10 protein-coding genes are annotated in these 15437 nt (G+C 70.4%); 2 read left to right on the forward strand and 8 right to left on the reverse strand.

Translation table 11 applies throughout. The features are described from left to right. Positions 1–5 precede the first annotated feature (5 nt). Positions 6–3032, reverse strand: a complete 3027-nt coding sequence (locus tag ACIRC0_RS30110; RefSeq protein WP_403622118.1) for a glycoside hydrolase family 3 protein — start codon at positions 3030–3032, stop codon at positions 6–8. 250 nt (positions 3033–3282) lie between these two features. On the opposite strand from ACIRC0_RS30110, the gene ACIRC0_RS30115 reads away from it, so the two are divergent. Then, positions 3283–5145: a ricin-type beta-trefoil lectin domain protein gene (locus ACIRC0_RS30115; protein ID WP_403622121.1), complete on the forward strand. Its 1863-nt coding sequence runs from the start codon at positions 3283–3285 to the stop codon at positions 5143–5145. A 232-nt stretch (positions 5146–5377) separates the two neighbouring features. On the opposite strand, the gene cimA is transcribed toward ACIRC0_RS30115, so the two are convergent. The 6 genes from cimA to ACIRC0_RS30145 all read right to left on the reverse strand — a co-directional run bounded on the left by cimA (position 5378) and on the right by ACIRC0_RS30145 (position 12341). Continuing rightward, entirely contained in the window at positions 5378–6988 is a 1611-nt protein-coding gene (gene cimA, locus ACIRC0_RS30120; protein ID WP_403622124.1) for a citramalate synthase, read from the reverse strand. Positions 6989–7270: 282 nt separating this feature from the next. Beyond that, a complete protein-coding gene (locus ACIRC0_RS30125) occupies positions 7271–8578 on the reverse strand; it encodes an MFS transporter (RefSeq protein ID WP_403622127.1) in 1308 nt (435 codons plus the stop codon). 166 nt (positions 8579–8744) lie between these two features. Beyond that, entirely contained in the window at positions 8745–9833 is a 1089-nt protein-coding gene (locus tag ACIRC0_RS30130; protein ID WP_403622129.1) for a branched-chain amino acid aminotransferase, read from the reverse strand. 300 nt (positions 9834–10133) lie between these two features. Next, the gene (locus ACIRC0_RS30135) at positions 10134–11177 is read right to left on the reverse strand and encodes a 3-isopropylmalate dehydrogenase (RefSeq protein ID WP_403622132.1); all 1044 of its coding nucleotides are present in this window, start codon (positions 11175–11177) and stop codon (positions 10134–10136) included. 207 nt (positions 11178–11384) lie between these two features. After that, positions 11385–11516, reverse strand: coding sequence for a hypothetical protein (locus tag ACIRC0_RS30140; protein ID WP_103838047.1), 132 nt, complete (start codon positions 11514–11516; stop codon positions 11385–11387). A gap of 288 nt (positions 11517–11804) precedes the next feature. Further along, a complete protein-coding gene (locus ACIRC0_RS30145; RefSeq protein WP_403622135.1) occupies positions 11805–12341 on the reverse strand; it encodes a GNAT family N-acetyltransferase in 537 nt (178 codons plus the stop codon). Between the two features lie 225 nt (positions 12342–12566). Between ACIRC0_RS30145 and ACIRC0_RS30150 the strand changes: the two genes are divergently transcribed. Continuing rightward, positions 12567–14480: a glycoside hydrolase family 97 catalytic domain-containing protein gene (locus ACIRC0_RS30150; protein ID WP_403622138.1), complete on the forward strand. Its 1914-nt coding sequence runs from the start codon at positions 12567–12569 to the stop codon at positions 14478–14480. Positions 14481–14545: 65 nt separating this feature from the next. On the opposite strand, the gene ACIRC0_RS30155 is transcribed toward ACIRC0_RS30150, so the two are convergent. After that, positions 14546–15400, reverse strand: a complete 855-nt coding sequence (locus tag ACIRC0_RS30155) for an alpha/beta fold hydrolase (RefSeq protein ID WP_403622141.1) — start codon at positions 15398–15400, stop codon at positions 14546–14548. Between the last annotated feature and the right edge of the window lie 37 nt (positions 15401–15437).

Genomic DNA, 15437 nt, shown 5'->3' on the forward strand with positions numbered 1-15437 from the left:
GTCCGTCAGGCCGCAGCCCGGTAGGCCTGCGTCAGCTCGGCCACGGCTGCCGCGTACCTGCCCGTCAGGAGCAGGTGGTCGGCGTCGGCGAACGGTTTCGCGACGGCCGCGGTCATCTCGGATCCCGCCTTCTGCTGGACGAGCAGCCGGGCCCTGGTGACGATCTCGCGTCCGGCCCGGTCGGAGCCCGTCCTCTCGGCCGCGGCGGCCGCGAGCGCGAGCGCCTTCAGGGTCGCCGCGCCTCCCTGGGGGACCTTGGTCAGCGTGGTGAGCCCCCACCCGTACGGGAACTGCGGATCGTACGAGGCGTCGCCGACGTTGATCGGCAGCTGGTTCTCCGACCGCGGCCAGGTGACGGGGAGCTGCCCGGTGAAGGGCCGCCTGCCGTAGAGGACGTCCGCCACGCCGTCGCCCTCCGTGCCGGGCAGCCAGGACGCCACGAGGGCGTCGATCTCGCCGAGCCGGTCGCCGATGATCTGCGGGCGCCCGGAGACGATCAGCACCGCGCACTTCATGGCCCCGCACACCTTGTCGACGGCGGCCTGGTCGGCGGTGGAGAGCCGCAGGTCGTGGCCGTTGCCGACGTCACCGACGCCCTCGGCGTAAGGGGTCTCGCCGACGACGACCACGCCGACGTCGTAGCCGTTCGTCGGTGCCGAAGCGTCCTTGGAGTAGGTGATGGTCGCGTCCGGCGCGGCCTTCCGCATGCCCTGGAGGATGGTCGTGCCCCGGGTGTGGGTGCCGGAGGAGCCCTGCCAGGTGAGGGTCCAGCCGCCGGTCTGGTTGCCGAGGTCGTCGGCGTCGGAGCCGGCGACGTACACCTTCTGGTTCTTCTTCAGCGGCAGCACACCGTGCGCGTTCTTCAGCAGGACCTGGGACTCGGCGGCCGCCTGGCGGGCCACGGCCCGGTGGGCCGCCGAGCCGATCCGCGCGGCACCGGTGGTGTCGGCGTAGGGGTGCTCGAAGAGCCCCAGCCTGAACTTCTGCGTGAGGATGCGGGAGACGGCGTCGTCGACGCGCCGCTCGCTGATGCGCCCGGCCTTCACCTCGTCGACGAGTGTCGTACGGAAGTCCTTGTACGCATACGGCACCATCATCATGTCGACGCCCGCGTCGACCGCCGAGCGGACGTGGGACGCGTAGTCGCCGGGGAGCTGGTCGATGGCGTTCCAGTCGCTGATGACGAAGCCGTCGAAGCCCATACGGCCCTTGAGCACACCGTTGATCATGTCGCCGCGGGCGTGCATCTTCACGGGGCCCTGGCCGTCGCCGACGATGTCGAGCGAGGAGTACGACGGCATGACCGAGCCGATGCCGCGCCGGACGGCCGTCTTGTACGGCGCCAGGTGGACGGCCTCCAGCTGCTGCCGGGTGACCGTGGTGACGCCCTGGTCGATGGTGTAGGAGCCGGTGGTCGACGAGCCGTACGCGGTGCCGCCGTCGCCGACGAAGTGCTTGGCGGTGGCGAGCACCTTGTCGTCACGGCTCAGGTCGCGCCCGTCCGGCCTTCCCTGCAGGCCCTGGATGATCGTCTCCATGGACTGCACGAGCGCCGGGTCCTCGCCGAAGGACTCGTAGGAGCGGCCCCAGCGTTCGTCACGGGTGACGCACAGGCAGGGCGCGAAGTCCCACGGGACGCCGGTGGCGCGCACCTCGGAGGCGGTCACCGCCCCGGTCTTCCCGGCCAGTCGGGGGTCTCTGGTCGCTCCGATGCCGATGTTGTGGGGCATGATCGTGGCACCGGTGAGGTTGTTGTGGCCGTGCACCGCGTCCACGCCGTAGATCAGCGGGATCTGGAAGCGGGTGGCCTGCGCCTGGAGCTGGAAGCCGTCGATCATCTTCGCCCAGGCCTCGGGGGTGTTGGGCGTGGGGGTGGAGCCGCCGCCCGAGAGGAGTGAGCCGAGGGCATAGGTGGCGATGTCGCCCTGGTCGCTGAGGGCGGCGCGCTCGGCCTGGGTCATCTGGCCGGCCTTCTCCTGCGGGCTCATACGGGAGAGGAGGTCCGCGACGCGCTTCCTGACGGGCAACTCTCTGTCCAGGTACGGCAGTCCGTGGGCGTCGATGACCACCTGGGGCGTCTCGGCCGGGGCCTTGGCTCCGGTGACCGTGAGCTTGACGGGGATGGTCTCGGCGGGCTCGGCGGACCTGTCCTTCAAGGTGGGGACCTGGATGGTCCGGGAGGCGCCGGAGGCGGTGCCCGCGGGGAAGGTGAGGGTGCCGGAGACCGGGGTGTAGTCCTTGCCGGGCTCGGCGCTGCCGCCGCCGGTCTCGTACCGCACGCTCACGGGCTCGTCGATCGGAGCGGAGCCGGTGGTGGCGACGGTGACCCTGACGGTCGCCGTTCCCCCCTCCTTCACCGGGTGGACGGGGGCGTCGGTGGTGACGGAGGCGCGCAGCGACTGGTCGGCCCTGCCGTACAGCTCCACGTCGTCCATCGCGAAATGGCCCTTGACGCCGACCGGCAGGGTGACGGCGTAGCCCCACATCCCGGTGAGGCCGAGGACGTGGTCGATACCGCCGACCGGCTGGTAGTCCGTGCGATAAGTGAAGTCGGTGAAGGGGATCTCGATCTGTTTCCAGCCGGTGAAGTCGTCGGTGAAGGAGGTCGTCCACAGCTCCGACGCCTCGCCGTTCGCGCCGCCGTCCTTGATCTCGAAGGCGATCTTCTTGCCGTTGTCCTGGCCGTCCCACCAGAAGCGGATTCCCTTGTGGGCGGACCAGTCGTGGGCCGGCTGGTCCGCGGCGAAGTCGTGGGTGAAGCCGCCGTAGCCGCTGATGTCGTAGGTGCCCGAGAGGACCTTGGCGCCCTCGGGGGCGTCGGCGCGGTCGGCCAGTCGGAGCGTGGGCGGGTCGTCGCTGTCGCCGCCCCAGGTGAAGATGCCCTCGGCGGGCTGGTTCGCGAAGGGCACCTCGCCCTCGAAGCGGTCGACGGGGGCAGGGGCGGGGGTGGGGTCGTCGGCCGCGCGCGCCGACGCCAGGGGGATCAGGGCGGTGAGCAGGGCGGCGGAGGCGAGCAGGGCGGTTCTTCGCATGGACGGACCTTCCCTCGACTCATCAAGTCGTCATGGTTCGCTCAAGACTTAGATCACGCCGTGAGTTAACTAGCGCCCCGGGCACCCGTCAAGACCGCACGTCAGAACGGGCAAAGACACAACTCCCTGCCGAATCACGCCCCTTGTCGATTCAGATTCTGAACGCGCACACCCTTGACGCGTGTACGAAGCCGTCATTTACTCACGCCTCGCACGCCCCCATCCCCCACCTCCAGAAGGGCGGCGCTCCATGAACAGACACAGGCGCACGGTCCGGCTGCTGCTCGCCGGGCTGCTCACCGCCGCCGGGTTCGCGACGGCCACGCCGGCGCACGCGGCCGGCGAACAGGTCACCGCCTGGCTCACCACGACCGACGACTCGGGCGGGCGCCATGTGGTGCGGGGTCTGCAGCCGCAGACGCCGTTCGCCTTCCAGTCCGGCACCGGTGGCAGCGGTGAGAACATCACCGTGGACGAGAACACGCGCTACCAGACCTTCACCGGCGGCGGGGCGTCCTTCACGGACACCGCGGCCTGGCTGATGAACAGCAGCGGGGCGCTCACGCAGGCGACGCGGGACGCGACGATGCGGAAGCTGTTCTCGCCGACGGACGGGATCGGCCTGTCGTTCCTGCGCAATCCGATGGGCGCCTCCGACCTGGCGCGCTACGGATACACGTACGACGACGTGCCGGCCGGTCAGAACGACCCGTCGCTGGCGAGGTTCTCCATCACGCACGACCTGGCGGACGTGGTGCCGCTGACGAGGCAGGCGCTCCAGCTGAACCCGCAGCTGACGGTGATGGCCTCCCCGTGGACCGCGCCCGCCTGGATGAAGGACAGCGGGCAGCTGAACGGAGGCTGGCTGAAGGCTGAGGACTACGGGGCGTACGCCTCGTACTTCGTGAAGTACCTCCAGGCCTACCGGGACCAGGGCATCCCCGTCACGTACGTCACGGCCCAGAACGAGCCGACGTGCTGCTCGGGTTACCCGTCGATGAGCTGGAACGCGTCCGGGCTCGCCTACTTCACGAAGAACGAGCTGCTGCCGAAGCTCCAGGCGGCGGGTCTGACGACGAAGGTGCTGGCGCACGACTGGAACTGGGACACCTACGACTCCTACGCCGCCCAGACGGTGGACGACGCGGCCATCCGCTCGCACCCGAACTTCGGCGGGATCGCCTGGCACGGGTACGGGGGTGACGTGACGAAGCAGACGGCCGTCCACAACCAGTACCCGCAGCTGGACGCGTTCGGCACGGAGCACTCGGGCGGCACCTGGATCGCGAACCAGCAGCGCGAGGACATGCTCAACATCGTCGACTACACCCGGAACTGGGCGAAGTCCGTGACGAAGTGGTCGCTGGCCGTCGACCAGAACAGGGGGCCGCACAACGGCGGCTGCGGCACCTGCACCGGACTGATCACGGTCCACAACGGGGACGGTGCGAGCGGGACGGTCGACTACACGGTCGAGTACTACACGATGGGGCATCTGACGAAGTTCGTACGGCCGGGCGCGCAGCGCATCGCCTCGACGGCGTCGTCGTCCGTGCCGAACGTGGCGTGGCGGAACCCGGACGGTTCGAAGGCACTGATCGCGTACAACGACGCCACGTCGGCGAAGACGGTGACGATCGACTGGGGCGGGCAGCACGCGACGTACTCGCTGCCGGGGAAGACGTCGGCGACGTTCACGTGGTCGGGTGCGCAGTCGGGCGGCGGCGACCGGGCGGGGGCGTTCGTGGGGCTCGCGGGCAAGTGCCTGGACGTGGCGGGGGCGTCGAACGCCGACGGCACGGCCGTGCAGCTCTACGACTGCAACGGGACGGCCGCGCAGCAGTGGACGGTGAAGGCCGACGGGTCGATCCAGGCGCTCGGGAAGTGCCTGGACGTGACGTCCGGGTCGACGGCTGACGGGGCGAAGGCGCAGTTGTACGACTGCAACGGCACGGGAGCGCAGCAGTGGTCGTACAACTCGTCGACGGGTGACGTGGTGAACATCGCCGCGAACAAGTGCCTGGACGTCACGGACAACTCGTCGGCGAACGGGGCGCGGGCGCAGATCTGGTCGTGCACGGGTGCGGCGAACCAGAAGTGGCGGTTGCAGTAGCCCTCCCGGGGGGTTCTCGCCCCCGCCGCCCCTACCCGTCCCACCTCCAGGGGCTCCGCCCCTTCACCCCCACCGGGGGCTCGGCCCCGAACCCCAGGGCCGGCCCCCGCACTTCGCGGAGGCTCCACCCCAGGCCCCGTCCGGGGGGCCGCCCCGCAGCCCGTGTCGTGAGGCCGGCAGCGGGGGTTGGGGGCGGCAGTCCGCGGCGTGGGGGCACGGGTGGCTTCGGGGGCTACTCCGCCGGTTCCACGCCGGCCCGCAACAGGCCGTAGGTGTACGCGTCCTCCAAGGCCTGCCACGATGCCGCGATCACGTTCTCCGCCACGCCCACCGTGGACCATTCGCCCTTGCCGTCCGACGTGGAGATCAGGACGCGGGTCGTGGACTGGGTGCCGTGCTTGCCCTCCAGGATGCGGACCTTGTAGTCGACCAGGTCGAGGGCGGCCAGCTGCGGGTAGATCTTCTCCAGGGCCACGCGCAGGGCGCGGTCCAGGGCGTTGACCGGGCCGTTGCCCTCCGCCGTCGCCACGATCCGCTCGCTCTTCGCCCACAGCTTCACCGTGGCCTCGTTGGCGTGCGTGCCGTCCGGGCGGTCCTCGACGATCGCCCGCCAGGACTCCGTGCGGAAGTAGCGCAGCGGCTTGCCCGCCACCTCCTCGCGCAGGAGCAGTTCGAAGCTCGCGTCCGCCGCCTCGTACGTGTAGCCCTTGAGCTCCCGCTCCTTGACGCGCTCGACCACCCGGCCCACCAGCTCGCGGTCACCGCCCAGGTCGATGCCCAGTTCCTTGCCCTTGAGCTCCACCGAGGCCCGGCCCGCCATGTCGGAGACCAGCATCCGCATGGTGTTGCCGACCAGTTCCGGGTCGATGTGCTGGTACAGGTCCGGGTCCACCTTGATGGCCGAGGCGTGCAGGCCCGCCTTGTGGGCGAAGGCCGAGACGCCCACGTACGGCTGGTGGGTGGAGGGCGTGAGGTTCACGACCTCCGCGATCGCGTGGCTGATGCGCGTCATCTCGCGCAGACGGCCCTCCGGCAGCACCTTCTTGCCGTACTTCAGCTCCAGGGCCGCCACCACCGGGAACAGGTTGGCGTTGCCCACCCGCTCGCCGTACCCGTTCGCCGTGCACTGCACGTGCGTCGCACCCGCGTCCACCGCCGCGAGGGTGTTCGCGACCGCGCAGCCCGTGTCGTCCTGGGCGTGGATGCCGAGCCGGGCACCCGTGTCCGCCAGCACCGTCGAGACCACCGCGTGGACCTGGGCGGGCAGCATGCCGCCGTTCGTGTCGCAGAGGATGACCACGTCCGCGCCCGCCTCGGCCGCCGTACGCACCACCGACTTGGCGTACGCGGCGTTCGCCCGGTAGCCGTCGAAGAAGTGCTCGCAGTCGACGAAGACCCGCCGGCCCTGCGCCCGCAGGTGGGACACCGTGTCGCGGATCATCTCCAGGTTCTCGTCGAGCGTCGTGCGCAGCGCCAGTTCGACATGGCGGTCGTGGGACTTGGCGACCAGCGTGATCACCGGAGCCCCCGAGTCCAGCAGCGCCTTGACCTGCGGGTCCTCCGCGGCCTTGCCGCCCGCGCGGCGCGTCGCGCCGAAGGCCACCAGCTGGGCGTGCCGGAAGGCGATCTCCTGCTGGGCGCGCGCGAAGAACTCGGTGTCCCGCGGGTTCGCGCCGGGCCAGCCGCCCTCGATGAAGCCCACGCCGAAGTCGTCCAGGTGCCGTGCGATGGCCAGCTTGTCCGCGACGGTGAGGTTGATCCCCTCGCGCTGCGCGCCGTCGCGCAGCGTCGTGTCGAAGACGTGGAACGAGTCGTCGAGCTCGCTGGTTGCCGTCTCGGTCATGGTCTCAAGGCTCCTGTTTTGGATCTCGGTCTTACCGGAATGACCGGTTCCACCGTCCCCCCATACTCCCTCGCGCTCCGCCCCCGGCTGAAGGTGGGCCAGGAAACGAAAAAACCCCTCGCGGGTGCGAGAGGTCTGCGCGCGGGTCGAGGACGACGGTGGCCACCCGTACCTGGTCGTACGTGGCGGTCACTGCGGACCGGCGCGCCTGCTGCCAATAATCATGGCGAACGAGAGCACGGGGGCAGTTTGGCACAGTCCGCCCCCGCGCTCACCGCCGTCTCAGGATGCGGTCGTCAAGGAGGAGGACTGCCCGTCCTTCATCCGGGTGAGGTCCAGGTCCCTGGTCTCCCGCATGGTGACGTACACGACCAGCGAGACGGCCGCACAGGCCGCGACGTACCAGAAGAAGCCGGACTCGGCGCCCGCGTCCTTGAACCACAGGGCGACGTATTCCGCCGTTCCGCCGAACAGGGCGTTGGCCACCGCATAGGGAAGCGCCACACCCAGCGCGCGGACGCGTGTCGGGAACAGCTCGGCCTTCACACAGGCGTTGATCGAGGTGTATCCGGTGACCACGACCAGGGCCAGCAGCGCCAGGCCGAGAGCCGGCCAGAAGCTGTCCGCCTGCTTCAGCAACGTCATGATCGGGACCGTCAGCAGGGTCGAGCCGACCGCGAAGGTGATCAGCAGAGGCCGGCGGCCGATCCGGTCGGAGAGCCGGCCGGCGAGCGGCTGGAGGCAGGCGAAGACGATCAGCGCGGTGAAGGAGACCAGGGTCGCGGTCTGTTTGGGCAGGCCCGCCGAGTTCGACAGGTACTTCGTCAGATACGTGGTGTAGGTGTAGTACGCGACCGTGCCTCCCATGGTCAGTGCGATCACCAGGAACGCCTCGCGCTTGTGCCGCCACAGCGCGCGCAGCGTGCCGCGCTCCTCGCCTTCCCTCTCGTCGGCCTCGGCCTCGTAGACGTCCGTCTCCAGCATGTTCCGGCGCAGGTAGAAGACCACCGCCGCGCCGAGGGCGCCCAGTACGAACGGGATGCGCCAGCCGTAGTCGTGCAGCGCGTCGTCGGACATGGTGCGCTGGAGGACGATCTGCAGGCCGAGGCCGACGATCTGGCCGGCGGTCATCGACACGTACTGGAAGCTGGAGGCGAAGCCGCGCCTGCGAGGGTCGGACGCCTCGGTGAGGTAGGTCGCGCTGGCCGCGTACTCGCCGCCCACCGACAGCCCCTGCAGCAGTCGGGCGACGAGCAGCACCGCCGCGCCGCCGTACCCGGCGACGGCGTACGTCGGCGCGATCGCGATGAGGATCGCGGAGGCGGACATCAGCGTGACCGTGAGGGTCAGCGCGGCCTTGCGGCCCCTGCGGTCACCGACCCGGCCGAGCAGCCAGCCGCCGACCGGGCGCATGAAGAAGCCGACCGCGAAGATGCCCGCGGTGTTCATGAGCTGGGCCGTGGGGTTGCCGTCGGGGAAGAACGCCCCGGCGAAGTAGGTGGCGAAGCTGGCGTAGACGAACCAGTCGTACCACTCCACCATGTTGCCGGCCGAGCCGATCCAGATCTTCTTCCAGTGCTCTCGTCCCATGGGCCGTAACGTGCCGGGCGTTCGCGGGTGCGACAAGAGCGCCTCGGGTTTCGTTCATTGCGTTCATGACGCATCCGCGGGCCGGCCGCCTGCTCCCGTACGGGAGAAAAGAGGGCCGCCCCGCAGGTGAAAGTCCGGGGCGGTCCCTGAAGAGGTGCGGCGGGCGTCAGCCCAGCTTGTGCATCCAGCCGTGCGTGTCCTCGCGCGTGCCCCGCTGGATGTCGAGCAGCGCCTCGCGGAGCTTCAGCGTGACCTCGCCCGGCTCGCCGCCCGACTGCTTCCACTCCGCGGTGGCGCGCTTGACCGTGCCGACCGGGGTGATGACCGCGGCGGTGCCGCAGGCGAAGACCTCGGTGAGGGTGCCGTTCTCGGAGTCGGCCTGCCACTGGTCGATGGAGACGCGACCCTCCTCGGCCTCGTAGCCCAGGTCACGGGCGACCGTCAGCAGCGAGTCACGGGTGACGCCCTCCAGGATGGAACCGGTCAGCTTCGGAGTGACGATCTTGTTGCCGTACACGAAGTACAGGTTCATGCCGCCGAGTTCCTCGACCCACTTGTGCTCCACGGCGTCGAGGTAGCAGACCTGGTCGCAGCCCTTGGCGGCGGCCTCGGCCTGGGCGAGCAGGGAGGCCGCGTAGTTGCCGCCGGTCTTGGCGTCGCCCATGCCGCCGGGGACGGCGCGGACGCGGTCCTCGGACGCCCAGATCGAGACGGGCTTCACACCGCCCGGGAAGTACGCGCCGGCCGGGGAGGCGATGACCAGGAAGAGGTACTCGTTGGCGGGCTTGACGCCCAGGCCGACCTCGGTGGCGATCATGAAGGGGCGCAGGTAGAGGGACTCCTCGCCGCCGTGCGCCGGCACCCACGCCTTGTCCTGCTGGACGAGCAGGTCACACGCCTCGATGAAGGTCTCGACCGGCAGCTCGGGCATCGCGAGGCGCTTGGCGGAACGCTGGAAGCGCAGGGCGTTCATCTCCGGGCGGAAGGTGGCGACGGAGCCGTCGGGCTGACGGTAGGCCTTGAGCCCCTCGAAGATCTCCTGCGCGTAGTGCAGGACGTTGGTGGCCGGGTCGAGGGAGATGGGCGCGTAGGGGACGAGCTGACCGTCGTGCCAGCCCCGCCCCTCGGTCCACCTGATCGTCACCATGTGGTCGGTGAAGTGGCGGCCGAACCCGGGGTTGGCCAGGATCGCCTCCCGCTCCGCGTCGGAGAGCGGGTTGGAGGAGGGCTTCAGCTCGATCGTGGGCGTCGTCATGTGTGGTTGTCCTTCACCGGTTGTCGTGACGGGCCGCGCTCACTCCCGCACCGGCAGTGGCCGGTGCTAGGACGTCCGAGCATTCCCTCAATCCGCGGCTCCGCGTTCGATTATGACAAGCGGGTGAGGGATGGGGGCACCCCCACGCCTTTCGGGCTGCGGGGGAGAAACGGTGTGAATACGGCCCTAGGGGTAGCACAGGGTGGGTCGATGGTGACACCCGGCGAGGGCATGGGAAAGCCGCCGGGTGCGGTTGCGACCCGGCGGCCTTGACTCAGGGGGTGTGAGTAGGTCGGCGGGTCAGCCGGCTACTCGTACGGCGAGCGCGTCGCCGATCTCGTCGGTCGTGCGGGCGGGCTTGCCCGCGCGCTCCGCGAGGTCGGTTGAGACGGCCTCCTCGATGCGGGCGGCCTCGGCCTCGTAGCCGAGGTGACGCAGCAGGAGGGCGACCGACAGGACGGTGGCCGAGGGGTCGGCCTTGCCCTGGCCCGCGATGTCGGGTGCCGAGCCGTGCACGGGCTCGAACATCGACGGGAACTCGCCGGACGGGTTGATGTTGCCGGAGGCGGCGACCCCGATGCCGCCGGAGATGGCGGCGGCGAGGTCGGTGATGATGTCGCCGAAGAGGTTGTCGGTGACGATCACGTCGAAGCGCTCGGGCTGGGTGACGAGGTAGATCGTCGCCGCGTCGACGTGCATGTACTCGGTGGTGACCTCGGGGAACTCCTCGGCCACCTTGTTGAAGATGTTCGTCCACAGGTGACCCGCGAACGTGAGCACGTTGTTCTTGTGGACCAGGGCCAGCTTCTTGCGCGGGCGTGCCTGGGCGCGGGCGAAGGCGTCCCGGACCACGCGCTCGACGCCGAAGGCGGTGTTCACGGACACCTCGGTGGCGACCTCGTGCGGGGTGCCCTTGCGGATGGTGCCGCCGTTGCCCGTGTACGGGCCCTCGGTGCCCTCGCGGACCACGACGAAGTCGATCTCGGGCTGACCCGCGAGCGGGGTCGCAACACCCGGCAGCAGCTTGGAGGGCCGCAGGTTGACGTGGTGGTCGAAGGCGAAGCGGAGCTTGAGCAGGAAGCCGCGCTCCAGCACGCCCGACGGCACCGAGGGGTCGCCGATCGCGCCGAGCAGGATCGCGTCGTGCTGCTTGAGCTGCTCGAGGTCGGCGTCGGTGAGGGTCTCACCGGTGGCGTGGTAGCGCCGGGCGCCGAAGTCGTACTCCTTGGTCTCCAGCTTCACATCCTGCGGAAGGACGGCGGAGAGGACCTTCAGCCCCTGGGTCACGACCTCCTGGCCGATGCCGTCACCGGGAATCACTGCGAGATTGATGCTGCGAGACATGACGGCACCGTACTCCTTGTCCCACGCAATGACACGGGGTGTCCGCGATGCGGACACCGGCCCGACAGCAAGATGCGGCGCGGCAGATGGCGCGGGGCGCCCGGCCGCGCCGCACCTCGTGCGGGTGCGGCTCCCGGCTTATGGGTGCAGCCTCATGGGTGAGGGTGCGGGCCTTACGGGTGAGGGGCTGGGATGCGGAGGCGCGGCTCAGTGGCCGGTCGCGCCGCCGTTGTCCCTGCGGTCGAGGGCGCGCTGGAGCGCCGCGGCGGCGTTCTTGCGGTCGGACTCGCTCGTACGGGAAACGTGACGGACTCGGCGGCGGGCGGTCGTCTCGGCCATGGGAAATCGACTCCTTCGACATCCGGGAGTGCGGAAAGGGGGTTACGAGACTCCCCCACTGCTTAACGCGTGGGAGGTGCCCCCAGCCGAGGCGTGGAGCGGTGCCGCAGGGGTTGCCTGCACGGGGCCCGGCTCTCGACCGCCATTCGCTTGATCGAGCGAGACGTTCGGCTTCTACAAAAGTAAGTGAGGACAGGGCGTCTGTCTCCACAATTACTCGGACTTCCTACTATCTGAGACGGCACGGCGGGCCATACGGGCGCGACCTGCGAAAACGGTCGTCGACGATCAGAGGACGTCCCCGTCGCGCCAGTCGAAGACCAGCTTGCGCTTGAAGTCGAGGTCGCCCGCAGCGGCGGGGCGCACGTAGGTGCAGTCCTCGTCGTCACGCAGGCGGACGACACCGCGGGTGCCGAGACCGTAGAGACGGCCGCGCCAGAGCCGCCAGCCCCGGGCGGCGTAAAGGGGGGCACCGTCGTCGCTGGCGGAGAGCGCGCCGAGGTCGTAGGCGCGGTCGATGATCCGCTCGGCCTCGGCCATGACACGCCCGCCGAGCCCCTGGCGCCGCACGTCGGCGCGGACGCCCACGCCCTCGACGTACCCGACGCGCAGCCAGCGCTTGCGGTAGCGGGCGCGCCGCTGGATGACGGACCCGTGCGCGGCGAGCCCCTCCTCGTCGCTGACGAGCACGTGCATCCCGCCGAGCGCGTGCTCCCAGTCGTCATCGTCGTAGCCGTCGAACGCGGCGTCCAGCAGCGCGCGCACGGCCCGGAGCTCGGCGGGGTCGAGGTCGGCGGTGTGGGCGGTACGGACTCCGACTGTCACGTGATCAGTATCACTCGTTCCGTCACGTTCTCCCCGCCCGACGCCCCCTGTTGCTCCCCTGCGCGACGCCCTTCACGGCCCGACTCCGGGTGTTCCTCTACATGACCTCTCACCCTGTGCTTGACCTCCAGTCCGATGTATAGGCCGCGTCACACGCCTTGACATGGACATATAGCGCCACCACCCTCACAGTCATCGGATGACTGCGACAGGGAGAGGTTCCGCATGACCGCCCGACCACGGCTCCGCACCATCGTCCTGGCCCTCTGCTCCGCACTGCTCGCCACCACCGCGTCGGCCCTTCCGGCACAGGCCGGCGCCACCGCACGGGAGGCGTCCTGGGAGGTGCGCGGCCCTCACGGCTCACCGACGGCCGTCGTCGCGCTCGACCCGTCCGACGGGCACCCGACGCTCACCGTCAGACGCGACGGCCGCACGGTTCTGGAACCGTCGCCGGTCGGCCTGGTCACCCGACAGACCGACTTCTCCAAGGGGTTGAGTCTGATCGGCCGCAGCAGCCGTGCGGTCGCGGAGCGGTACACGAGCACCGCGGGCAAGTCCCGCGTACGCGACGTCCGTATGACCGAGGCCCGCTTCCGCTTCCGTACCGCCACGGGCGCCCGGCTCGACCTGGTGACGCGGGTCGCCCCGGACGGCGTCGCGTACCGCTATGTGCTGCCGCAGAACCACGGTGGCGTCCTGCGCGAGACGTCCGCCTTCACGCTCCCCGCCGGCGCGAGCGCCGCCCTCGGTGCCTACCGCGCCGACAACGAACTGCCCTTCAAACGCTACGAGTCGGCCGCGACCGCACCGGCGGGCGCGTACATGATGCAGTCCCTCTTCCACACCGACGGCGGCTGGGCGCTGATCGCCGAGTCGGACGTCACCGGCACCTACGCGGGTGCCCATCTGACACACACGGCGGGCTCGCCGACGTACGGCGTGAGCCTCTACGACGACGCCGCGATCGACACCACCGGCGCCCTGACCACCCCCTGGCGAGCGGTCATCACCGGTGACCTGGCCACCGTCACCGGGTCCACCTTCGTGGACGACCTCGCCCCCGCCTCCCGCGTCCGCGACACCTCCTGGATCAAGCCGGGCCCTGCCCTGTGGACCTGGCTGGCCGGCGGCAAGACGGCCGGGCAGAGCCTCGCGGCGCAGGAGAAGTACGTGGACTACGCGGCCGAGCGCGGCTGGCCGTACGAAGTCGTGGACGCCGGCTGGTACTTCAAGCCCGACGCCTGGGACGTCATCGACCCGGACTGGCAGACGGACAGCTGGATGCCCGAGCTGGTGCGCTACGCGGCGGCGAAGGGCGTCGGCATCCACGTCTGGCTGCACTACACGCTCCTCACCGACCCCGCCGAGCGCGAGAAGTGGCTCGGCAGGCTGGAGCGCTGGGGCGTGAAGGGAGTGAAGATCGACTTCATGGACTCGGAGTCCCAGGAGCGGATGCGCTGGTACGACGACGTCCTGGAGTCGACGGCCCGACACCACCTCATGGTGAACTTCCACGGCTCGACGGTCCCCAAGGGCATCCAGCGCACCTGGCCGCAGGTCATGACGATGGAGGGCGTCGGCGGTGAGGAGAAGCGCAACAACACCGCGGAGCACCTGGCGTCCCTGCCGTTCACGCGGAACGTCATCGGGTCCATGGACTTCACCCCGGGCGCCTTCCACCGCCCTTACCGCCCCAACGTGGGCTCCGACGCGGGCGAGTTGGGGCTGACGGTCCTGTACGAGTCGGGCATCCAAAATCTCGCCGGCACCCCGGAGTCGTACGACGCGCGCCCCGAGGCCCGGCGCTTCCTGGAGCAGCTTCCGGCCCGCTGGGAGGAGACCCGGCTGCTGACCGGCGACCCGGGCCGTTCCGCGGTGCTGGCCCGGCGCTCGGCGGACGGCCGCTGGTTCATCGGGGGCACGTTCGCCGGCGCGGCGCAGACGGCCGACGTGCCGATCCGGCTGGGCGCGGGGCCCTGGCTGGTGGAGACCCTGACGGACGGCCCGTCGGGCCTGGTGCGCGAGACGCACACGGTGCGCGGCGGGGACACCCTCGCGGTGCCGGTGGCGGCGGACGGCGGCTTCGCGGCCCTCGCCTGCCGTCCGTACGCGGGCCGTACGACGTGTGAGCGCTGACCCCGGCCGGCCCGGCGCCCTCGTGCGGAAGGCACCCCGCACGAGGGCGTCGGGCCCCCGCCGGGTCACAGCACGTCCGCGACCGCCTGGCGGAATCCCTTCGGGCCCTCTGTCCAGGGCATGTGCCCGGCATCGGGCAGGACCACCCGCCGCACCATCGGCAGGGCCCGTTCCAGGGAGTCGACCGCCGAACGCGGCCGGATGTCCCGGCCGCCGTCGACGATCAGCACGGGCACGTCGAGGGTCCGGCAGGCGGCGTGCAGCTCCGGGGTGCCCCAGGTGCGCTTCCGCTCCCCGTTGAGGGCCCTGTTGCACTCGTCGTTGACGCCGAACCAGGGATCGGCCATGCGCCCGGCGTGCTCCAGAGCCCGCTCGCGGTCCTCGAACTCGATCGACCACTGCAGGACCGCCCGCTCCCGGTCCTCCTCATCGGTGCGCTCGACGCGATCGGTCAACTCCCGCCATCGCACGAGACGTTCGGGCTGCTCACCGAGTCTGGCGAGGAAGTTCCCGCGGTAGGCGGGGTGCCAGGTGTCGTCCGAGTCGATGCCCGTACCGGAGACATAGATCAGCGCCCGCACCCTCTCCGGGTGCGTCAGCGCGTAGCTCAACGCCAGTTGCGCGCCCCAGGAGTGGCCGAGCAGGGCCATGCGGTCGAGGCCGAACCGCCGTCGGACGGCGTCGAGATCGGCCACGAAGCGGGCGCTCGTCCAGGGTCCGGCGCACCTCTGCGACCGCCCGCAGCCGCGCTGGTCCCAGCGGACCACCGTGGACCGGTCCCCGAGCAGTTCCGCCACGTCCTCGAACATGTCCCACAGGCCGGGCCCACCGTGGCACAGGACCAGCGGATCGCCCCGGCCCGACCGCGCCGCCCACAGGTGTACGCCGTCGTCGGCGGTCACCGTCCGCGCATCGATCATGTGACCAGTCTGCCCCGGGACACGCCAACGGGCCGGG

Source organism: Streptomyces sp. NPDC093984 (assembly GCF_044764595.1).
GTDB classification, from domain to species: Bacteria; Actinomycetota; Actinomycetes; order Streptomycetales; family Streptomycetaceae; genus Streptomyces; species Streptomyces cynarae.